Here is a 19,469-nt window from a genome sequence, read left to right as displayed (position 1 = left end):
GTGAGACCAGAACGCGAGCAAGCATAAGTGTGAAAGAACACACTGTTATCGTCAGCGGAGACATGGTCAGCAGAGAAACACGGCTGGCAAAGAATGCGTTTTGCTGTAGGCTAGAGCTAGAGTTTATTGAATAAGTTTCTCAATAAATTGTTGAGCTTCATTATGAAAACATCATGAGTAAACCAGCGCAACCAGTAGCGGTATGGCATCTTGAAGGGCGATTTCTGAGCTTGCTCGTTAAAGATGGTAAGCCTAAGTACATGCGGTTAATGACGGCTGATGGCGAGTACTGCATCAAGCTAGCAAAAGAATTACGTGCTTCAGTAAGTGCAACCCTAGTCCCTGGAGCCTGGATTCAAGTTTGGGGTGAAAAGAAAAGCGGCTATAAAGCTGATCCTACAAAGCTGAAAGCCTTTAGAATTAGCACCGTCGCTCCTGGGCAAGCAGAGCCAGTGCTGCCTGCAAAACCAGAGCGTCCAGCCAGCGCTACTATTTTGGTCTGCCAAAAGTCTGATTGTTTAAAGCGAGGCGGTAAAGCGGTTTGTCATGCGTTGGAAGCAGCTCTGAGCGATCGCAACCTTACCGATCAGGTAACGCTTCGGGGAACAGGCTGCATGAAACAGTGTAAAGCAGGACCGCATGTTGTCTTCATGCCTGAGAAAACCCGCTATAGTCGTGTTGCTGCCCGAGACGTTGCCGCCCTCGTTGACGAACAATTTCCGCGTGACCCGTAAAATTAACTTATGCAAAGGCATCGTGTAATCGCCTCGTCTCGGCAAAAACGCGATCGAAAATACCCTCCTACCCTTTTGCCTACACACTCTTAATGTCGGCTGCTTAACGTGAAGCAATCTCAACGGCAAAGGGAAAGAGGGCATTCAGAACAAAGCGTTCGCCCGTTGCTTGTAGCAGCGATCGCTAGACTTTGGGTGCGCCTCTGCCTAAAACCTGATCTCTTAAGGAGCCAAAGCTTTGGGCTAGCTCTTCTCGGTTAGAGGCTCGCCATAAGTAACGATAAATAAACCAGGCAGTGTAGGCAAAGCCGATCAGCTCAAACGTTGGTGCCAGCAAAGGAATGTCGTTGATGGCATCCAGAAGCGCAAGGGTCAGCTTAACAGACACAATCGAGCCGAAAATAAGACCCAGCGTTATAAGAGGGCGCTTGTACTCGCCAAAAAAGTCTGACAAATAGTCAGGCAAGCCGGACAGAAACTTATAAATACGATCGCCGACTTGCTTCAGTTGTTGGCTCGTCTCGGATTCAGTGGCAGGTGGCAGCAACAGAGGCTCATCCGTTGGCATGCCTAGATCAGGAGCAAAACCAGAAGGGCTTGTATCGGGAAACTCAGATTCTTGAACGTCAGAACTCATACTCATAACCTGGAATTAACAACCTGGGCAAGGCTGGAGAGATTTCAAGCACTCTCAGCCATAACGGGACTGATTTGACAGCTTTTTTAACACTAACAACCTTAGAATCAGGTTTTATCATTAGTAAGACAGATTAAGCAAGAGTGCGTTGCTTCCACCAGCACTACTGGCAGAACATCTGTTCAATTACCTTTTAAGGTTAAAACGATCTGACTGCTAAAGCGTTTAGCTGTGAAGATCTCAGCTATAAGCGCCTGAATTATACTGCTCAATCGCCATTTTACCTACAAAGGTTTGTCTTGCGCTGCTGCAATGCACAGACCACTGGTACAGAGACACCTACTGCCTGGGTTGATTTTCTTTACACTTAGGGAACGTTAAAAAAGAACGCTAAAGCTGTCGCTGGTAGTATTGTTGGCGTAGTAAGCTGTCGCCAGATTATTGCATAGAAGGCTCACTTAGATGTTATCGAGCCTCAACAGTAAAGCTGGCAGTCTTACATATCGATTTCTAGAGTCACATCGTCTTCTAGAGCAGGCGCAAAGCTGTTTAGACCAGTGGGGGCGATCGCCCCAGTGCCTCACCGCGATCGCAGCACCGTTCTTGTCCAAAGAGAGCAAGGAAAATGACCCAGATTCTGGTGATTGAAGATGATGCACTTGTCTGCACTTTAATGCTCAAGCTACTGAAAGCAGAAGCCTTTGAGATACTCATTGCGAATGATGGTGCCACAGGCGTTCAGCTTGCACAGATGTATGAACCAGATTTAATCATCTGTGATGTGATGATGCCTGAGTTTGACGGTTACGAAGTCTTGCGGCAACTGCGGGATCAACCAGCAACAGCAACGATCCCGTTTATTTTCTTGAGCGCCAAAGCCGATCGTACTGATCTACGCCAGGGTATGGAACTGGGCGCTGATGATTATTTGACTAAGCCCTTCAAGCGGGCAGAGTTGCTGGGTGCCATTGCCGCCCGGTTGGAGAAACGCGATACCCTGACGCAGCCCTACATTCGTGAAATGAAGCGGGCAGCCAGTATGTTAGGGCAGATGGCGTATGTTGATCCCCTGACAAATCTGCCCAATCGCATTTCCTTTCATAACCAATGCCAGAACGCCATTCAACAGGCACAGGAAGCAGGTTATAGTGTCGCCGTTATGCACCTTAATCTAAAAGATTTTGGTGCAGTTAACACGGCGTTGGGGTACTTCAACGGCGATCGCCTGTTACAAAAAGTTGCCACACGACTCAAGCGGGCTGTAGGCGAAAGTGATGCGGTCGCACGGCTTGTTGCGAATGAATTTGGCGTGTTGCTCAATCAGGTTAGCGACGAAGTTGGTAATGAACGGACGATCGACAACCTTGTGCAGAACCTTTTGGCAAGCCTTACAGAACCCTACGAGCTGGATGAGCAGAGTGTGCAGATCCAGGTAAGGATGGGCATTGCTTTTTACCCAGAGCATGGCAGCAGCCCTGACCAACTCTTTGACCATGCTGAAATTGCCTTACGCTACGCCAAAGCGCAGAACAATCAGTACCAGCTTTACTCACCCGAACTAGCTGTGCTAGAGGCTGAGAAACAGCTCATGCAGAGTCAACTGGCACTTGCGCTTGAGCGGCAGGAATTTCAGGTTTACTATCAGCCACAGGTTAACTTGATCACAGGGCGGATTATTGGCGCTGAGGCACTGTTACGCTGGAACCATCCAACGCATGGGCTAATCAATCCAGACGTTTTTCTTGCTAATGCCGAAGATCCTGCCACAGAGCTGGCGATCGGACGTTGGGCGTTAGAAACTGCTTGCCGTCAAGCAACGGTATGGCAGTCAGCAATGGCTCTACCGCTGCGGCTAGCAATAAACGTTTCAGCGCACCAGTTCCAGCAAGAAAATTTGGTCACGACTGTGACAAACACGTTGCAGCAGACCGGGCTTTCTGCCGATGTACTGGTGTTGGAACTGACCGAAGCCTGCGCCATGTCTGCGGTCGAACTGACTGTTTTGAAACTTAAGGAACTTAAAGCGATCGGGGTGCAAATTGCCCTTGATGATTTTGGCACCGGCTTTTCGTCGCTAAACTATCTCAAGCGCTTTCCACTCGACAGCCTGAAAATTGACAAGTCCTTTATTCAAAACATGATGACGGATACTGATGATGCCGCGATCGCCAAAATGATTATTGCAGTCGGGCAAAGCCTTCAGCTTAAGGTCATTGCGGAGGGGGTCGAAACAGTCGCACAGTTTAACTTTTTGCGGCAAAGTGGTTGTCATGCTATGCAGGGTAGTTTGTTCAGCACTCCATTGTCGGGAACTGAACTCCAAGAACTGTTAGCGGCTGACAAGCGCTTTGATCCAGGTGCTGCAAAGGACTAGCGTTCTATACGAACGACTACGTCGCTTTTCAATAAAGAAAGCCACTCAGCCATCTTCACGCAGTTCGATGGCGTTGAGCAGATCATCTCTAATGGTATCCAATCGAAACCATGCTAACTTTTTTCCAGCTTGCGTCGCTGCTCAATTCACTGCGGCACGACATCACGATCGTGCAAGGCATTTTGCTGAAAGGAGTTGGTTTAGAAGCGCTGTGGATGCACGCTTTGGCACTAGCAGTGATTGCGATCGTTCTGCTAACCATTAGCGTCAACCAGTTTCGCAGCCAACTCAGTTAGAGGAGCGGCAAACAAACTCTAAATGACTAAGCTCACCTGAGAACCTTGTTCAGCCGTGGTGCGACCGGAACCGTTGGCAGTATGAGGCGCAAACAAACTCTAAATGACTAAGCTCACCTGAGAACCTTGTTCAGTTTTGAAGACCTCAATGCGTGATTGAAACGCTTCTTTGAAGTGAGGGACGTGGGTGACAGTGAGAATGCAGGCAAAGTCGGGGGCAATCGCGTTAATGGCGGCAATGAGGCGATCGCAGCCTTCTGCATCCTGCGTGCCAAAGCCTTCGTCAACAATGAGCATTTGCAGTGCGGTGCCCGATCGATGTGCCAGCAGTCGCGCTAACGCCAGCCGAATTGCAAAGTTGACCCGAAACGCCTCGCCGCCGGAATAGGTTTCATAGGGGCGGGTGCCATGAGCATCGGCAATCAAAATATCTAGCGTCTCAATCAGTTTTGATTGTTGCAGGGTGTTGCGAGCTTTACTGGCTTTTGCCTGACGCACCTGGTCACGACGGTTTGAGCGCTGGGTAACGAATTGAATATGTAGCTGGTTAGCGCTGAGGCGGCTAAGGATTTGATTGGTTTCGGCTTCTAGTTGCGGCAGCGCATTTTCGATCATCAACGCCTGAATGCCGTTTTTACCAAAGGCTTGAGCTAATTCTTGATAGATGCGCTGCTGTCGCTGAACGGCTTGTAGTTGAGTGTTGAGCGCTGAGTATTGAGTATTCAGTGTTTCAAGCTGCTGCTGTTGCTGCTGTAGGCGACCGAGGGATGCCAGTTGTTCATCTAGGTGCGATCGTTGCTGCTGCATCCGTGCTTCCAGGGTTTGCATTTGTGCCTGGCAGTCTGGGGTGCGCTCTAGCTGTTGTACCAGTTGCTGCAACTGCATTTGAGCCGCCTGCAAGCCATGCTGGCGATCGTCCAACGCCTGGGCTAATTCGCTGACTCGTTGCTGCATCTGAGGATAGTGCTGGCGGGCACGACCGATTTCTTGATAACGCAATTGCCAATGTTGCGCTTCGCGCAGGGCATGTCGTAGGGCGTTATGTTGCTCCAACTCGTAACCAATCCCAGCGATTTGACGATCCAACAGGGCAAGCTGGGTAGCCGTTTCGGCATTTAACTGCTTCAGGTTGGCTTGCAGTTCCGTGAGTTGAGCGTAAAGGTCGGGTTGCCGTTGCGACAGTTGGTCGTGTCGTCGTTGTGCCTGTTTGATTTCGGCTTGGCGAATTTCTGCCCAACGCCAGCGATCGACCTCGCCCCGCGCGAGTGCATGATCTTTCTCGTCGTAATGTAGCTCCTGCAAACTGCGATCGAGTAAGCGCAGTTCATCATGTAGCTCAGTCGCGTAATTGCCAAGCTGAAGGGATCGCTCCAACTCAGCCGCTTCTGCTACAACCTGCTGCAAGGTTGCTTGCACCGCGATCGTCGTTTGAAGCTGCTCTTGCAGTTGTCCCCGACGTTCCAGCACTGCACTGTATGGCTTTAGTTCGCGCTCCAGAGCACGGTATTCGTCTCGCAAAATTTGAATTTCGCGTTCGGATGCCGATAGCTGCTCCCGAATGACCCACACTTGGTCTAACACGGCTTGCTGCTCAATTTGATGCTTCTCTAACACCAGGTTCCAGTGCTGTTCGTCAAGGGGACGATCGCAAAGAGGGCAGGGAGGATAGGGAGTGGGGAGTAGGGAGTGGGGAGTAGGGAGTGGGGAAGCATTAGGCGTTGTGCAGTGCGCTGCTACGCTAGAAGACTCTGCGGCTTGAGTAAATTCATGTTCCAGCTGTTTACCTTTTGCCTTTTGCCTTTTGCCTTTTGCCTCTCCTCCCTCCTCTCCCCTGTCCTCCGCCACTAACAGTTGCATTTTTTGCTCTAATGCTGCCAGTTGCCCTTCACAGTGCCGTTGCTGTTCTTGAAGCTGCTCCATGAAGCTGCGACGTTCTAAGCCTTTCTCGCGCACTCGTTCTTGATAGGCGCGTCGTGCATCCAGGGCAGCGATGCGATCGCTCACTTCCTGTACGGCTTGTTTAAGCTGGGGTTGGCACGACTGCTGCGCTTGAAGCTGCTGCGCGGAGGCGTGTAGTTCCTCTAAGCGTGTGGTGAGACGAGTACTCAGGCGATCAAGCTGGCTTTGAATGACCTGACGACGCTGTAAAAGGGGAGAAGCCTGCACCTGCCGCTGATCGAGTTGGCTCAAATGGGCACGTGCCTGCTGAAGTTGCTGCACTGCTGCCGCTATGTCTGCCGCTTTGGCAAGGGTCTGTTGTAACTCAGCATCCTGCTGGGTGAGCGCCTCTAACTGTGCCTGCACCTGCTGGATCTGACGCTGCTGCTCTGTTAAACGCTCGTTTTGCTGCTGCTGGTATTGCTGACGCTGTGCCTGCGCCTGCTGATGAGCTTTGAACCGAGCCGATACGCTTTCTTCTTGCGCCTGTAAGTTTTGAAACTGACGGTAGCCAGCCACGATCGCAGCTTCTTGCTCCAATAAAGCCCCTAACTCTTGCTGCTGCTGCTGGATTGCCGTTAGTTCTTGCTGCAACCGCTGACAGTCCTGCTCCAGGTGGCGCTGCTGCTGCTGTTGCCAGGTATGCTGCTGCTGCCAGGTCTGGCGTTGCTGCTGCATGGCCTGAAGCGTATGTAACTGCTCGCTATCCGCCATCTGTTGCTCGCGCAGCATTGCCAGCTTTAACTCCAGCGCTGCTCGCTCTGCCACAACACGATCGCGCGTCTGTAGCTGTGACTGCATTGCTTCCAGACTGCGTTCTAGTAGCTCAATCTGTCCCTTAAACTGGCGTGATTGATCTTTAGCTTGGTCTGCAACCCGATCGTACTGTTCCAACTTCAGCAGATCGGCGAGAATTTGCTTGCGTTCGGTGGGTCGCTTCAGCATGAACTCATCTGCCCGACCCTGCCGCAGATACGCTGAATTTACAAACGTCTCATAATCTAGCTTCAGGTGCTCGAGGATCAACTGCTGCGTCGCGCGAACGCCTTTGGCAGTGAGAGTGCGGAAGCGTAGGGAATGGGGAGTAGGGAATGGGGAGCGGGGATTAGACAGCCCTACCCTTCTCCCCTGCCCCTCTGCTTCCCATGCTTCCTCTGCACCCGCCGCTGCTGCACCCTCTACTGCCTCTACCTTCTGCTTTTCGCCTTCTACTTTCCCGTTGCCTTCCCCCTGCGCCACCTGAAACTCTAGAGACGATGACTGCCCTCGATAGCGGCTGCGAAGAATGCGGTAGGTGTGCTGGTTGTTGCTGAAGATGAAATCGACCTGCGCCTCTTGAGCGCCAATGTGAATGACATCATCCTCAGAAGCGGCGCGGCTTTGCCCCCAAACTGCCCACGCGATCGCCTCCAGCAACGATGATTTGCCTGCTCCATTGGCACCACAAATACACGCCGTATGCAGACCCCGAAAATCCAGGGTCGCGTTACGGTAGCTAAGAAAATTTTTAAGAACTAGCTTCAGGGGGATCATGCTGCTAATGCCGCAGAGCTACCTTCCAGGTTAGCAGTACACTTGCACTTTAATACGCCTGCACTGAACGATCGCACAACCCATACCCGATCCTGGATCTAGAGAAGAGCCTGCCGTTAGTGTGATCGTCGCGATCGTACTAGCTGCCAGGAAAATAAAAGGAGAAAGGCGGGGTTGTTAATGAGATAGCGCCGCCACAGGCGTGCTGGTTCCATAGCAAAGCGGTACAGCCATTCCAAGCCCCATGCCATCATCCAGCGTGGTGCTTGAGACACTTCGCCACTATGAAAGCTAAAAGCGGCTCCCACGCCGACCATCACTGCGTTGAGCTTGCCCTGCTGTCGTGCCATCCACTCTTCTTGCTTGGGGCAGCCTAACCCTACGAAGACAACAGACGCACCAGACGCATGAATACGATCGCGATCGGCACGCTCCTCTTCTAAAGTCAGCGGGCGAAACGGTGGGGCATGAGTGCCTGCAATGAGCAGTCCCGGAAAGCGCTGCACCAAATTTTGCTGAAGTGTGTCCAGCATGGTTTTGGTGCCGCCATAGAGATACAGCGGGATGCCTGCTTGTGCCGCACGATCACACCATGCCAGCATCAAATCAGGACCGTAGACCCGTTGTTGCTGCTTAGCTCCCAACAGGCGTAAACCCATCACCAGCGGCATACCATCCGGTGTTACCAGTGCGGCACCATTAATCACTTGCTGATACGATCGCTGCCAATAGGCAGTCATCACCACATGAACATTAGCTGCCACAACATAGCAGGAGGTTTTTGCCTGTGCCCATGCCTGAATGCGATCGCACGCATCCTCATAACTGGTTGGATACACAGGCGTTGCAATGATCTGAATAGGATTGAGCGAATTAATCACAAGGGTTTTAGTTAAACAAGAGTGTAGTTAAAGCAAGCGGTTGTCAAATTTTGGCAAGCATTGTAGATAGCACAATCAACGCTTGGAGGTCGCACGTTTTGCCAACCAACGCAGCAGTTGAGTCGGCAAAGCCAGAGCAACTAAGGACGAAAAATGGATATTACCTTGCCAAAGAAATTTCAATAGTTTTTGAGCATAGGTGTTCGTCAAAGCGGTTTGATTAAGCCATTTGCTGCCAAGTAAGAGTAATTCGTAGGCTCGCCATTCTAAACCTACCTGGCGATAAATTTCAAAGTGCTTTTGAGCAATTTTGTACCAGGCAAGCGGTGTAACTTTGCGACTATTTTGACCCAAATATTTTCGCCAGATGTAAATTGGTTCTGCCAGGTGATAGTAAGGGCAACCAGAGGCGATCGCACGCATCCAAAACTCGACATCGTGCAAATCTTGTACACCAAACTCAGGATCGTAACCGCCGAGGGCTTCCCACAGTGATCGCCGTAGTGGTGTTGTACCAACGAGCTTCCATTGAGAGCTAAGCGAAAAAGACTTTGGACTCAGCATTGTCTGAAGTGAAATATTACCCGGATCAACTAAAGTACCAGCAGCAGTCGCTTCATTTTGCCGGATATAATTTCCGTAAATAAAGCCTGCATCGGGATGCTGATCGAATGCTGCTTGAATGAGTTCTAGTGCCGTTGATGGCAACACATCATCAGCATCTAGCAAAACAAAAAGATCGCCCGTTGCGGCACTAAAACCACGATTTCTGGCGATCGAAGGTCCTCCGTTTGGCTTCTGCCAGATAACTTGAATAGCGCCTTGCTGCTCTAATTCACGACAGACTTCATTCGTTTTGGTATCAGTGGAGCCATCATTCACCAAAATTAAATCGTTTGCTGGCAACGTCTGTTTTAAGACACTGTTGACTGCATCAAAAATCAGCTCCCCTTCTGAGTAGCAGGTAATAACAACGCTAATAGTGCTAGTTGTTAGGCTCATGGGCTGATGTTAGTTTGCTAAATTGCTGACGCAAAGACAACGGTAAAAAGCGTAAAAGCGTTATGAGTAGAATCGAACTATATTTTTTGAGAAACATTACGATGCCCCAAAGCGAGTAAGCTTCCCAGTTTAGTCTGAGCCAAACCCGCCAGCTTAATCCAGACTGTGGCACAAAGACCAACTTCAGCAGCTTAAGTGGATCGCCCGGCTGTAGCAGCCAATGAGTGGGATACAATGCTGACTCACCAGGCAGGTTAAAAACCGTTGTTGTGGCATCAACAAAGAGAGGAAAGCCCGCCTTTTTAGCACGAATGAGAAAAAGGGAATCGCCTCCATAATGAGGCACTAGCTTAGGGTCAGGATAGCCGATCGTTTCTACAACAGCGCGAGGGATGCAAACAATATTACCGCTGAGTAAATCGCAAGGAATGACCTGCCCGATCGCAGCCTCAAGAAAGCGATAACCCTGCCATGTTTTGCGCTTGCCACCAAAGGCGATCACCCCAGCTTTACCTGCTTCAAAGCCCTGGCAACCAATAATACTACTTGGATGCAATTGCCCAAAGTTAACTAAGTGACTAAGCGTATCTGCCGCAAATTGACAGTCATCATTGAGCCAAATAAAAAATTCTGCCCCTTGCTTATAGGCGTATTGCATTCCTAGCGCGATCGCCCCTGTCCACCAGAGATTGCCGTTCCCCTCTAGAACTGTTACATCTGGGTAGGTAGCCCGTATTGCTTGCCCTGTATTATCTACAGATCCATCATCTATGACTACAGCCTGGTAGCGCTCCAAGTAACTGTTTTTCTCTAGTGCTTCTAAACATGCCAGGGTAATCGTCTTCCGGTTGTGAACGGGAATAAGAATAAAAACAGATTTGTTTAAGGTCATATTTGAGGATTGTTAAGATAAAAGTTTTTTCTTCAATCCTTTCATTGTTCTAAGCCAACGAAGTGGCAGTATCCACCGGATAACCGTAAATAAAGTTAGACGAAAATAAACCCGCATAAATGTAATTAAAGCTAGATTTCCATAAAAGCTTTTGCAGAAATTCCAGTATGCAGATGGATACAAATTTGATTTAGGAGAGCTAAGTAATCTCCAGCGTTTTTCCATTGGAATTGAGCTAGATGCCCATCCTTCATCCATTGGATTAAAATCACAAACAGCAGTTGCATCCCCTAAAACTTCCAGTTCATATCCAGCTTTTTTGGCTTCCCAGGTATACACAATATCTGCAAGACAATGAGGTAGCTGTCGACTTGGAGGATAACCAATTTTGTTTACAACAGAGCGGGGTAAACAAACTAGATTTCCGCTCATACAATCACAGGCAATTGTCTGATCAGGCGGAGTAGGGAAAAGTTTAATTGAAAGCAACCCTTTCTTTTGCCCACCATAGGTTGGTGTCTTAAAATCGGATGAAGCATAACACTGAGCAGAAACAATTTTGTTTGGGTGCTGAGTACATTCACTGAGGATCGCTGGAATACACCCGAGAGACGGGAGCGTATCGTCATTAAGCCAGATAAGGAATTCTGCGCCCTGTTCATAGGCATATTCCATGCCTTTCCTAATCGCTCCAGTCCACCATAGATTACCGTCACCATGCAATACCACAACATCAGGATAGAACGCTTGAATTGATTCAGCCGTACCATCGGTAGAGCCATCATCCACAACAACAACATGGTAACGACCTAAATCATTGTTCTGATGCAGTCTTTCCAAACAACTGAGGGTAATTAGTTTCCGGTTATGAACTGGAATTAAAATATAAGTAGGTTCTTTATGGAGCATCAGCCTATCGCACACTAATTGTTTTAGGGAAGGGCTTGGAAGGAGCTGTTAAGTATTTGTTTGAATAGATCAACATAACGGGTTGCTTGCTTTTCCAAAGCGAATTCTCGCTCTGCTTTTTGACGAGCGGCATCTGCCAAACATTGATGGCGCTTTTCATTAGATAAGACCCAGGTAATACCGTGAGCCAAATCCTCAGTTTGAAATGGTTGAGCCAGATATCCGTTCTGCTGGTGATCAATTAAGTCAGGCATTCCACCAATGTTGAATGCAACACATGGAGTGCCGCAAGCAAGCGCCTCTATAACCGTATTGGGCAAATTATCTTGTGTTGATGGAGCGACAAAAATATCAGCAGCAGCATAAGCTAGCGATAAGGAAATATCATCACTCAATGTGCCTAAGTAGTGCATCCGAAGCTTCAGATCAACGTGAGTATCAGGTTGAGAAGCACCAACAATTAACAACTCAATTTGCTGTGCACATCCTATCTGCTCCAAATACTGTAGAGCGGCTTGAAGTAAATGCAACCCCTTGCGGCGATCGCTGGTTGCCCCAATAGCTGTGAATAAAATCAGTTGCTTATCTTGCGGTAGCTTAAGGATGTGTCGCGCGAACTTACGATCAGCCGATCGATAACGTTCTAAATCAATACCATAAGGAATCACATGGACTGGTAAGGCATGAAAGAGGCTGCTAGAACGGGCACACTCTGCTAACCAGTGGCTAGGGGTAACAATCGACAGATTCAAGTTTTTCCAAGCTTTCGCTTTGCGCTTCAATATCCAGCGCGACAGATCAAAGTTTCGGTTGCTACCTAACTGTGGACAACTGCCACAGGATGCGGTGTAGCGGTCACACTCCTGACTATAATGACACCCTCCAGTAAAAGCCCACATATCATGCAGCGTCCAAACCAGAGGGCAATTCAACTTTGCAAGGGTTTCAATCTGCAAGAACCCATCGCAAGCCCAATGTATATTGACAATATCAGGGGTGATTTGCCGAACTTTAGGTGAAATATAATCTGGTAGCCATTGTGTTGAAAAGGTTCCTGAGCCGTGATGTGGATAGAGCTTGAGAGGTAAAGCATTCAGCGCTGGTCGAGCTTTGGCAAAGTCTCTTCGTAAATTAGGGCGTGGGGCTATCACAGCATCGTCATCACTAGATTTTATCTGCACCATCATCTGAGTAGAAGCGTTAATCCGCTTCAAACCTCGATGTAATCGATACGCTGCTCTTGCGGCACCACCATTAATGTCACTAGTGCTTAGTAGAAGGACATTCATGGCTTCATTGCTTCTACAAATAATGAATCAGGCTTACGAACAGCTCCCTCAACCACGTCTAAAGAGTAATGAGCGAAATTAGGAATACGGCTCTGATCTGCACTACAGACAGTAACCTCAACAAACCCAGTTTGTTCTAAAAGGTGACGAAGGGAGACTCGATCGTACATCCAGCGATGTATCTCGCCAGAGTTACGAAACATCCCTTCTTCAAACGCTTGGCAAGCTTGCTTTCCAAAAACAAATTTAATCAGGAGTTTAATGAGCTTAAGTTTAACTTTCTGAGTTGGGTGAGGTGAAAGTTTCGTCTTTGCTGCATCCCAACCAAATAGTAGCTTAGGCTTATCTTGAGCTGCCAAAGGCAAGTTCCAATGCTGTTCAGCCTCGCAGCCAAAGCGTGACTTAATGAATGATTTATTGATTAGGTTGGGCTTTCTCAAATAACGAATCATATCTCCTCCCGACTCACTGCGAGCAACTTGATCAAACAGCTCTAACATGATCCAATTATAGTTTTCAATCTTCTCTGAGGTGTTTGACTTGGAAGCACTATTTTCTATGCACTCAAGAGCATATAGATATGCCCTAACAATATTTTCTAGGTCAGGAACAACAACTCGAACAACACCTTTAGGTTTGAGGATACGGAAACATTCAGCTATAAGATTTTTTGCATCATCTTTAGTAAGATGTTCCAGCAAATGAGAACTGTAGCAAGCATCAAACGATTGGTCTGCATAAGGGATACCCTGACGTAAGTCATAAATCTGGATATCCGGCGATGTTGATGCTACATCCAAATTCACCCAATCAGTATGATAGGTATTTCCACAGCCAATATTTATAAAATTCATGTTAGGTGTCAACCAATTTCACTCCAATACGCCCTGTATAATCAATACGATTTAGAAGAATTTTGACCTTGTTCTCTTGAATATAATTATCAACTGCTTTTCGCGCCCCTTTCCAATGCCCATAATCATCAATAATGATGATACCTCCAGGCGAAAGCCGAGGAAACAAGTGAATCAATTCATGACGAGTTGACTCATACCAATCAGTGTCTAACCGGAGTAAGGAGATAGCTTTTGGTGCTTTGTCAGGGATTGTATCTTCTACTTTGCCCTTAATAAAATGCACTTTTTTCGTATTGTAGCCGACGCTGCTTACAGATGCTTTCACGAAATCTAAGGGAGCATAACACCAAATAGAATCTTGATCTTCTTTCTGATGGGTCTTTAAAAGTTCAGAAGCGAGATCGCCACTCAGCGATACATCTTCTTCGCTCGGCTTAGTCATACCCTCAAAGGTGTCAAACAAATGCAGATGGCGACTGTAATCCTTTAAAAGTAATAGCGTGTGAGCAACTGCCATCATACTCCCTCCTTTCCACACTCCACACTCCACCACGTCCCCAGGAATTTGGTTCTCAACAACATACTTAACGGCTTCACATAAAGCAGCTAACCTTTCTATAGACGTTTGAGTAAACGGCTGTACTTTTTGAATAATGTCAACTATTGAATCGTCAAGATCTTGTGGAAAGGAAGGGCATGAACCGGGAGGCTGGTAGCGAACAATATCGAACCCTACTTGATTAAGTAATGATTTAATCGACTTGTAAATAGACTTCTTCATTGCTCTTTGCAGATAGAAATTAGTGATTTTCAAAGACGGTTGTTATATTCCAATCGCATTTGGCAAAAACACAGCCGTAATCAAGCCCTTCATAGATTGCGAATTCAGAACCCGTATCTATGATTGTAAATTCACACATATCCTCCAAAGAGTCTAAAATTTCTAGTTTTGGGATATGTAAACCTATAAAAAAAGAATAACGACCTGGTGTTAAAAAGTGCTCTGGCATTCTAACAGTTGCTGACAGAGCTCCTTTATTAATGTTTTCAGCATAGGAGTTAAGATTAACTTCACTACTAAATATCTTTTTCCCAAGCCTGTCTTTTACTGTAATACTTAATAACGTATCATTTGGACATTGTTTACCTAAGCAAATAAGATTCAAAAGTATTGGCTCTGTATGACCAAATTCAGATGTAGAAATACCTGACTTATTAAGAGTCCGAGCTTCAGAAACAAAAATCTTTTTATTGATTTCCGAAGGCTTATCTCGGATAAAACTTCTCTGCTGGTTTGAGGATGACTTCTCTAGATAAGAGGTGATAACGTCATTTGATTTACCTTTTTGAACGATTGTTCCTTTTTCTAGTAGGAAGGCTTGATCACAAAGCTGATTAATCATTCCCATTTGATGGCTCACAAACAGTACAGTTCTCCCTGATTTGCTGACATCCTCCATTTTGCCCAGACATTTTTTTTGAAAAGCAGCATCTCCAACCGCAAGGACTTCATCAACTAGCAAAATATCTGGTTCCAAGTGAGCAGCAACAGCAAATGCCAGCCGCACATACATCCCAGAGGAGTAGCGCTTTACAGGCGTATCCAAAAACTTTTCGACTTCAGCAAACGCCACAATCTCACCAAACTTGCGTCTGATTTCAGCTTGTTGCATTCCTAAAACGGCACCGCTCATGAAGATGTTTTCCCGTCCAGTTAGTTCTGGGTGAAAGCCAGTCCCAACTTCTAGCAGAGAGGCAACCCGACCATGCAAAACCGCTTCTCCTGTAGTAGGCTGGACGACCCGCGACAGTATTTTTAGCAACGTGCTTTTGCCTGCACCATTGCGACCGACGATACCAACCACTTCGCCTGGATAGATATCTAGGTCTATATCCTTAAGTGCCCAAAATTCCTCAATGCGCGATCGCTTCCACTTACCTTGTACAAATCCACGTGCACCTTCAATCAGATCATCCCGTAAGGTGTGATAACGCTTCTTTTCACCTGTGCGGATCTGGTAGGATTTTCCCAGCCCTCTTGCAGAAATGATGGGTTCCATACCTGTCCTAAATTACGTCTGCGAAGCTACGTTCAATTTGCCGAAATACAGTAGAGCCGAGGAGGAAAAAGGCGATCGCCACACCGACAGAAATCCCCAAACCCATCCAGGGAATTGTGCCCTGCCCGGTAACGGCAAACCGCGATAGCTCAATCAATCCAGCCATTGGGTTCAAGTAATAAAACGGGCGGAGCGCCTCTGGCACAATGCTAGTGGAATAAACTACAGGTGAACCATACAGCCAGATTTGGATCAGAAACGGTACCGTGTACTGAAAGTCTCGATATTTTACATTCAGCGCTGCCAGCAGCATCCCCACCCCCGATGACAGCACCATTGTGACAAACATTGCCAGTGGTAGCAGCAGCAAACTCCAGGTTGGTCGAAGACCGTACAGGTAAGTGAGCGGCAGCAGCACTACCAGAGAGATGGCAAAGTCAATCCAGGCAGAGCCAACCGCTGCCAGTGGAATAATGAGGCGAGGAAAGTAAACTTTTGTGATTAGCTTTTCGTCTGCAATCAGACTGGTGCCCGCCCGCGATAAGCCTTCTGAAAAGAGCGTCCACAGAACTAGGGCAGAGTAAACAAAAATGGGATAGGGCAACCCGTTTGTGGCGAGTTTGGCAAAATAGCCAAAGATGACGGTAAAAATTGCCATTGCTGTCAGCGGTTGCAGCAAAACCCAGATGATGCCGATGGCGGTCTGCTTGTAGCGAACGCTTACCTGACGTACAACAAGCATCCAGAGCAGATCCCGATACTCCCAAAATTCTTGCAGTGCTTCTGCTAACGGCTGTTTGCCAGGGCGAATAACAATTTTCTTCGACTGTGTTCTCATGGGGCGATGATCACTGGGGGTGAGTGGGGTTCTCACTCTAATGGTTCCCTAATGAAGAAAAGAGCGATCGTGGCTTTACAACTCCTTCATAAAGGTTGCAAAACTTTTGCGATCGCTTGTGTATATTTTCCGATAATGGTTCAAATCTGTTGTTTCCTTTGGTGGTAGAACCGTTATACGCAACGAGTTGCGGTTCTGCTCGCTTTAGTCATGTCTTGGAGCATTGGTCAGGTTTAGGTTATGCAACTGTACCGGATTGTTTTTATTGTCGCTGTGACTGCGTTTTGCCATACAGCATTGGTGCCATTCGTCAAAGCTGACTCTCCTCTGGCTCAACAAAATGGCTCGCGGCAGACTGAGGCTGACCAACTGCTAGAGCAGGGGACGCAGCAGTATCGCACCGGGCAGCCAACGCAGGCGATCGCCACTCTTCAGCAAGCGTTAAAGCTCTATCAAGCACTGGCAGATCAGCCCAAGGTTGTCAAAACGTTGCGGAACCTGGGCAATGCCTACTCTGTGATGACGAATTATCCGCAAGCGGTAGCGTTTTATGAACAAAGCCTTGACCTGGCGCGAAAAACCAAAAACTTGGAAGGCGAAGCAGCAGCGCTGGGCAATTTGGGCGTGATTGCCATCAATCTGGGCAAGGCTGACAAGGCAGCAGAGTACTATCAGCAAGCGTTGACGCTCTATCGCCAAATTAAGGATCGGCTCGGAGAAGGGCAGATGATCGGCAATCTGGCTGAGATTGCGGTTAACCAGAGAGATTATCCTAAGGCGATCGCAGCGTATCAGCAGGCGATTGTTGTTGCGCGCGAAATCAAAGACCGTCGGCTTGAGGCAAATAGTTTGGGCGGCTTGAGCGTTGTTTCTGCAGGGCTAGGCGATCAAGCGACGTCGATTGACTATTCGCAGCAGCAGCTTACCCTTGCCCGCAGTTTAGATGACCGGCTGGGCATGGCGGCGGCGCTCAACAATTTAGGGACAAACCACTACGCACTGAGCAACTATGGCAAGGCAATCGACTATTTGGATCAGCGCCTTGTTATTGCCCGTCAAATTCAGGATCGGTTAGGTGAAGCGCAGTCACTTGGTAATCTCAGCACTGTTTACTATGACCTGGGTGATTATAACCAGGCGATCGACACTGCGTTCAAAGGGTTAGCGATCGCCAGAGACATTCAGAATCCCTTGCTAGAAGCCTCCTTTCTCACCAAGTTAGGCAACCTCTATCTCATCGTGCAAGATTTTCCTAAGGCGATCGAGTACCACGAGAAGCGGCTCGCAACAGGTCGAGCGATGAAGGATACCAACAGCGTGACGACTGCGTTCACAAACCTGGGCAACGTGTATCGCTCGATGGGTCAGTATGAGAAGGCGATCGACTATCATCAGCAGGCGTTAGTGCTTGCCCGTCAGTCAAACGACAAAGCGAGTGAAAGCAGTGCTTTGGCAAATCTGGGGGTGGAATATGACGAGCTTGGTCAATCTGACAAAGCCGTCACGTCTTACCAGCAAGCATTGGCGATTGCCCGTGACACGCAAGATCGCGCCACCGAAGGCTTGGTGCTGAACAATTTAGGCAAAGCGCTGTTCCGTTTAGGCAAGTTAGCAGAGGCAGAAAGCGCTCTTACAAGCAGTCTTACGCTTTGGGAGTCGCTACGTGCAAATTTGGGCAACAACGATCGCAACCAGATTTCGCTGTTCGAGCAGCAAGCCCGTACCTATCGCCTCCTTCAACGAGTGCTGGTGGCTCAAAACAAAACCGATGCAGCGCTAGAAATTGCCGAACGTGGTCGAGCGCGAGCCTTTGTAGCGCTTCTCTCACGACGGCTTTCTGGTGCAGAGACGCAACCCACTGCTGCCGTACCAGCAACGCCACCACCGACGATCGCTCAAATCAAGCAAATTGCCAAAGCCCAAAACTCAACTCTGGTACAGTATTCCATCACCTATGAAGACATTCTGATAGATGGTAAGGTGCAACCACGCGAGGCGGAACTGCTTATTTGGGCGATCGCGCCGGATGGCACTATCACCTTCCGTAACGTTGACCTGACAACTCAGGCAAAGGGTCGGTTTGCGCTAGGCGACCTCGTTGCCAGTAGCCGAGAAACCATTGGGGTGAGTGGTCGCGGTTCCGGTGCCCCTAAAAACACTGCACCAGCCGAGGATCTAGCAAAGTCTCAAGGGCTGTATCAATTGCTCATTCAGCCGATCGCCGATGCCTTGCCAAAAGACCCCAACGCTCGCGTCACCTTCATCCCCCAGCAATCGCTCTTTTTAGTGCCCTTTGCTGCCCTGCAAGATCCGGCTGGCAAGTATTTGATCGAGCGACATACCATTCTGACTGCACCGTCGATTCAGGTGCTGGCGCTGACGCAGCAACAGCGAGAGAGGGGAGGGGAGAGAGGAGTAAGCAGTGGGGGGGGAGAGGTAAGAAGAGCAGAGGGAGTAAGGGGAATAAGGGGTGCAGGGGGAGTACGGGGAGCAGGGGGAGCGAGTCGAGGGGAGGAGCAGGGGGTAAGAACAACTAATTTACCTGGTTCCCCACTTCCGACTTCTGGCTCCCTTGTGGTGGGTAATCCAACCATGCCGTTTCTGGCTACTCAAGCGGGAGAGCCAGCAGAACAGTTAGGGAGTTTGCCAGGAGCGGAACTAGAGGCGGCGGCGATCGCGCCCCTCCTTGGCACACAAGCCATTACAGGGGATCGGGCGACGAAAGCGGCGATCGTGCAGCGAATGCCTCAGGAACGCATCATCCATCTGGCAACGCATGGGCTACTGGATGATCTTAAGGGTTTGGGTATACCAGGGGCAATCGCGCTGGCTCCCTCTGGCAAAGATAACGGCTTCTTGACGGCTGACGAAATTCTCGATCTAAAGCTTAAGGCTGAACTGGTTGTCTTAAGTGCCTGTGACACCGGAAGAGGGCGGTTAACAGGTGATGGAGTAATCGGGTTATCGCGCTCCTTTATTGCGGCTGGCGTTCCTAGCCTCGTTGTGTCACTCTGGGCAGTGCCCGACGCACCCACGGCGTTTCTTATGACCGCGTTCTATCAAAACCTCACCCAAACACCCGACAAAGCACAGGCACTTCGACGCGCCATGCTAGATACGCTCAAGCAGTACCCCAAGCCACAAGATTGGGCAGCCTTTACGCTGATTGGTGAAGCAGAGTAGGGATGGGTGTAACAAGGAATTGACATGGATTGAACAAGTGTTAGGT

15 protein-coding genes and 1 pseudogene are annotated in these 19,469 nt (G+C 48.6%); 5 read left to right on the top strand and 11 right to left on the bottom strand.

Annotated features, from left to right (window positions below; genetic code table 11):
- The first annotated feature begins 173 nt into the window (after window positions 1-173).
- Window positions 174-734 (top strand): (2Fe-2S) ferredoxin domain-containing protein, encoded by a 561-nt coding sequence (locus H6F76_RS23585; RefSeq protein ID WP_190511960.1) that lies wholly within the window; start codon window positions 174-176, stop codon window positions 732-734.
- Between the two features lie 184 nt (window positions 735-918).
- Here H6F76_RS23585 and H6F76_RS23580 read toward each other — a convergent pair whose 3' ends face one another.
- Window positions 919-1,371, bottom strand: coding sequence for a CAAD domain-containing protein (locus tag H6F76_RS23580; RefSeq protein WP_190511958.1), 453 nt, complete (start codon window positions 1,369-1,371; stop codon window positions 919-921).
- Between the two features lie 462 nt (window positions 1,372-1,833).
- Between H6F76_RS23580 and H6F76_RS23575 the strand changes: the two genes are divergently transcribed.
- The 3 genes and pseudogenes from H6F76_RS23575 to H6F76_RS23565 form a co-directional block, all read left to right on the top strand.
- Window positions 1,834-2,019 (top strand): hypothetical protein, encoded by a 186-nt coding sequence (locus H6F76_RS23575; RefSeq protein ID WP_190511955.1) that lies wholly within the window; start codon window positions 1,834-1,836, stop codon window positions 2,017-2,019.
- Complete coding sequence (locus H6F76_RS23570; protein ID WP_190511953.1) at window positions 1,997-3,745, top strand: EAL domain-containing response regulator; 1,749 nt, start codon at window positions 1,997-1,999, stop codon at window positions 3,743-3,745. The genes H6F76_RS23575 and H6F76_RS23570 overlap by 23 nt, the downstream gene beginning before the upstream one ends.
- A gap of 98 nt (window positions 3,746-3,843) precedes the next feature.
- Window positions 3,844-4,041, top strand: a pseudogene (locus H6F76_RS23565) (ABC transporter permease); the annotation flags it as partial.
- 99 nt (window positions 4,042-4,140) lie between these two features.
- Here H6F76_RS23565 and H6F76_RS23560 read toward each other — a convergent pair.
- The 10 genes from H6F76_RS23560 to H6F76_RS23515 all read right to left on the bottom strand — a co-directional run bounded on the left by H6F76_RS23560 (window position 4,141) and on the right by H6F76_RS23515 (window position 16,276).
- On the bottom strand, window positions 4,141-7,512 hold the full coding sequence (locus H6F76_RS23560; RefSeq protein WP_190511949.1) for an SMC family ATPase: 3,372 nt from the start codon (window positions 7,510-7,512) through the stop codon (window positions 4,141-4,143).
- 116 nt (window positions 7,513-7,628) lie between these two features.
- Window positions 7,629-8,393, bottom strand: a complete 765-nt coding sequence (locus H6F76_RS23555) for a WecB/TagA/CpsF family glycosyltransferase (RefSeq protein ID WP_190511947.1) — start codon at window positions 8,391-8,393, stop codon at window positions 7,629-7,631.
- A gap of 75 nt (window positions 8,394-8,468) precedes the next feature.
- Window positions 8,469-9,395 (bottom strand): glycosyltransferase family A protein, encoded by a 927-nt coding sequence (locus H6F76_RS23550; protein WP_190511945.1) that lies wholly within the window; start codon window positions 9,393-9,395, stop codon window positions 8,469-8,471.
- Complete coding sequence (locus H6F76_RS23545) at window positions 9,379-10,287, bottom strand: glycosyltransferase family 2 protein (protein WP_190511943.1); 909 nt, start codon at window positions 10,285-10,287, stop codon at window positions 9,379-9,381. The genes H6F76_RS23550 and H6F76_RS23545 overlap by 17 nt, the downstream gene beginning before the upstream one ends.
- 12 nt (window positions 10,288-10,299) lie before the next feature.
- Window positions 10,300-11,196, bottom strand: a complete 897-nt coding sequence (locus H6F76_RS23540; protein ID WP_190511941.1) for a glycosyltransferase family 2 protein — start codon at window positions 11,194-11,196, stop codon at window positions 10,300-10,302.
- A gap of 23 nt (window positions 11,197-11,219) precedes the next feature.
- On the bottom strand, window positions 11,220-12,485 hold the full coding sequence (locus H6F76_RS23535; RefSeq protein ID WP_190511939.1) for a glycosyltransferase family 4 protein: 1,266 nt from the start codon (window positions 12,483-12,485) through the stop codon (window positions 11,220-11,222).
- A complete protein-coding gene (locus tag H6F76_RS23530; protein ID WP_242036820.1) occupies window positions 12,482-13,351 on the bottom strand; it encodes a methyltransferase domain-containing protein in 870 nt (289 codons plus the stop codon). The genes H6F76_RS23535 and H6F76_RS23530 overlap by 4 nt, the downstream gene beginning before the upstream one ends.
- Window positions 13,341-14,123: a TylF/MycF/NovP-related O-methyltransferase gene (locus tag H6F76_RS23525; protein ID WP_190512315.1), complete on the bottom strand. Its 783-nt coding sequence runs from the start codon at window positions 14,121-14,123 to the stop codon at window positions 13,341-13,343. Before H6F76_RS23525 ends, H6F76_RS23530 begins: the two co-directional genes overlap by 11 nt.
- Before the next feature lie 19 nt (window positions 14,124-14,142).
- Window positions 14,143-15,402, bottom strand: a complete 1,260-nt coding sequence (locus H6F76_RS23520) for an ABC transporter ATP-binding protein (RefSeq protein ID WP_190511937.1) — start codon at window positions 15,400-15,402, stop codon at window positions 14,143-14,145.
- A 7-nt stretch (window positions 15,403-15,409) separates the two neighbouring features.
- Window positions 15,410-16,276 (bottom strand): ABC transporter permease, encoded by an 867-nt coding sequence (locus H6F76_RS23515; RefSeq protein ID WP_347276103.1) that lies wholly within the window; start codon window positions 16,274-16,276, stop codon window positions 15,410-15,412.
- 204 nt (window positions 16,277-16,480) lie between these two features.
- Between H6F76_RS23515 and H6F76_RS30695 the strand changes: the two genes are divergently transcribed.
- Window positions 16,481-19,423, top strand: coding sequence for a tetratricopeptide repeat protein (locus tag H6F76_RS30695; protein ID WP_242036819.1), 2,943 nt, complete (start codon window positions 16,481-16,483; stop codon window positions 19,421-19,423).
- The last annotated feature ends 46 nt before the right edge of the window (window positions 19,424-19,469 follow it).

The sequence above is a fragment of the Leptolyngbya sp. FACHB-321 genome (genome assembly GCF_014695975.1).
Taxonomy (GTDB): Bacteria; Cyanobacteriota; Cyanobacteriia; order Leptolyngbyales; family Leptolyngbyaceae; genus Stenomitos.
The sequence above is the reverse complement of the archived record's forward strand: the minus strand, read 5'-3'. Positions and strand labels throughout refer to the sequence as shown.

What these genes read in the sequence shown, in the direction of transcription:
- H6F76_RS23540 (WP_190511941.1), bottom strand. Translation starts at nt 11,196, where the DNA reads ATGCTCCATAAAGAACCTACTTATATTTTAATTCCAGTTCATAACCGG.
- H6F76_RS23520 (WP_190511937.1), bottom strand. Translation starts at nt 15,402, where the DNA reads ATGGAACCCATCATTTCTGCAAGAGGGCTGGGAAAATCCTACCAGATC.
- H6F76_RS23525 (WP_190512315.1), bottom strand. Translation starts at nt 14,123, where the DNA reads ATGAAGAAGTCTATTTACAAGTCGATTAAATCATTACTTAATCAAGTA.
- H6F76_RS23550 (WP_190511945.1), bottom strand. Translation starts at nt 9,395, where the DNA reads ATGAGCCTAACAACTAGCACTATTAGCGTTGTTATTACCTGCTACTCA.
- H6F76_RS23570 (WP_190511953.1), top strand. Translation starts at nt 1,997, where the DNA reads ATGACCCAGATTCTGGTGATTGAAGATGATGCACTTGTCTGCACTTTA.
- H6F76_RS23575 (WP_190511955.1), top strand. Translation starts at nt 1,834, where the DNA reads ATGTTATCGAGCCTCAACAGTAAAGCTGGCAGTCTTACATATCGATTT.
- H6F76_RS23585 (WP_190511960.1), top strand. Translation starts at nt 174, where the DNA reads ATGAGTAAACCAGCGCAACCAGTAGCGGTATGGCATCTTGAAGGGCGA.
- H6F76_RS23545 (WP_190511943.1), bottom strand. Translation starts at nt 10,287, where the DNA reads ATGACCTTAAACAAATCTGTTTTTATTCTTATTCCCGTTCACAACCGG.
- H6F76_RS23560 (WP_190511949.1), bottom strand. Translation starts at nt 7,512, where the DNA reads ATGATCCCCCTGAAGCTAGTTCTTAAAAATTTTCTTAGCTACCGTAAC.
- H6F76_RS30695 (WP_242036819.1), top strand. Translation starts at nt 16,481, where the DNA reads ATGCAACTGTACCGGATTGTTTTTATTGTCGCTGTGACTGCGTTTTGC.
- H6F76_RS23535 (WP_190511939.1), bottom strand. Translation starts at nt 12,485, where the DNA reads ATGAATGTCCTTCTACTAAGCACTAGTGACATTAATGGTGGTGCCGCA.
- H6F76_RS23580 (WP_190511958.1), bottom strand. Translation starts at nt 1,371, where the DNA reads ATGAGTTCTGACGTTCAAGAATCTGAGTTTCCCGATACAAGCCCTTCT.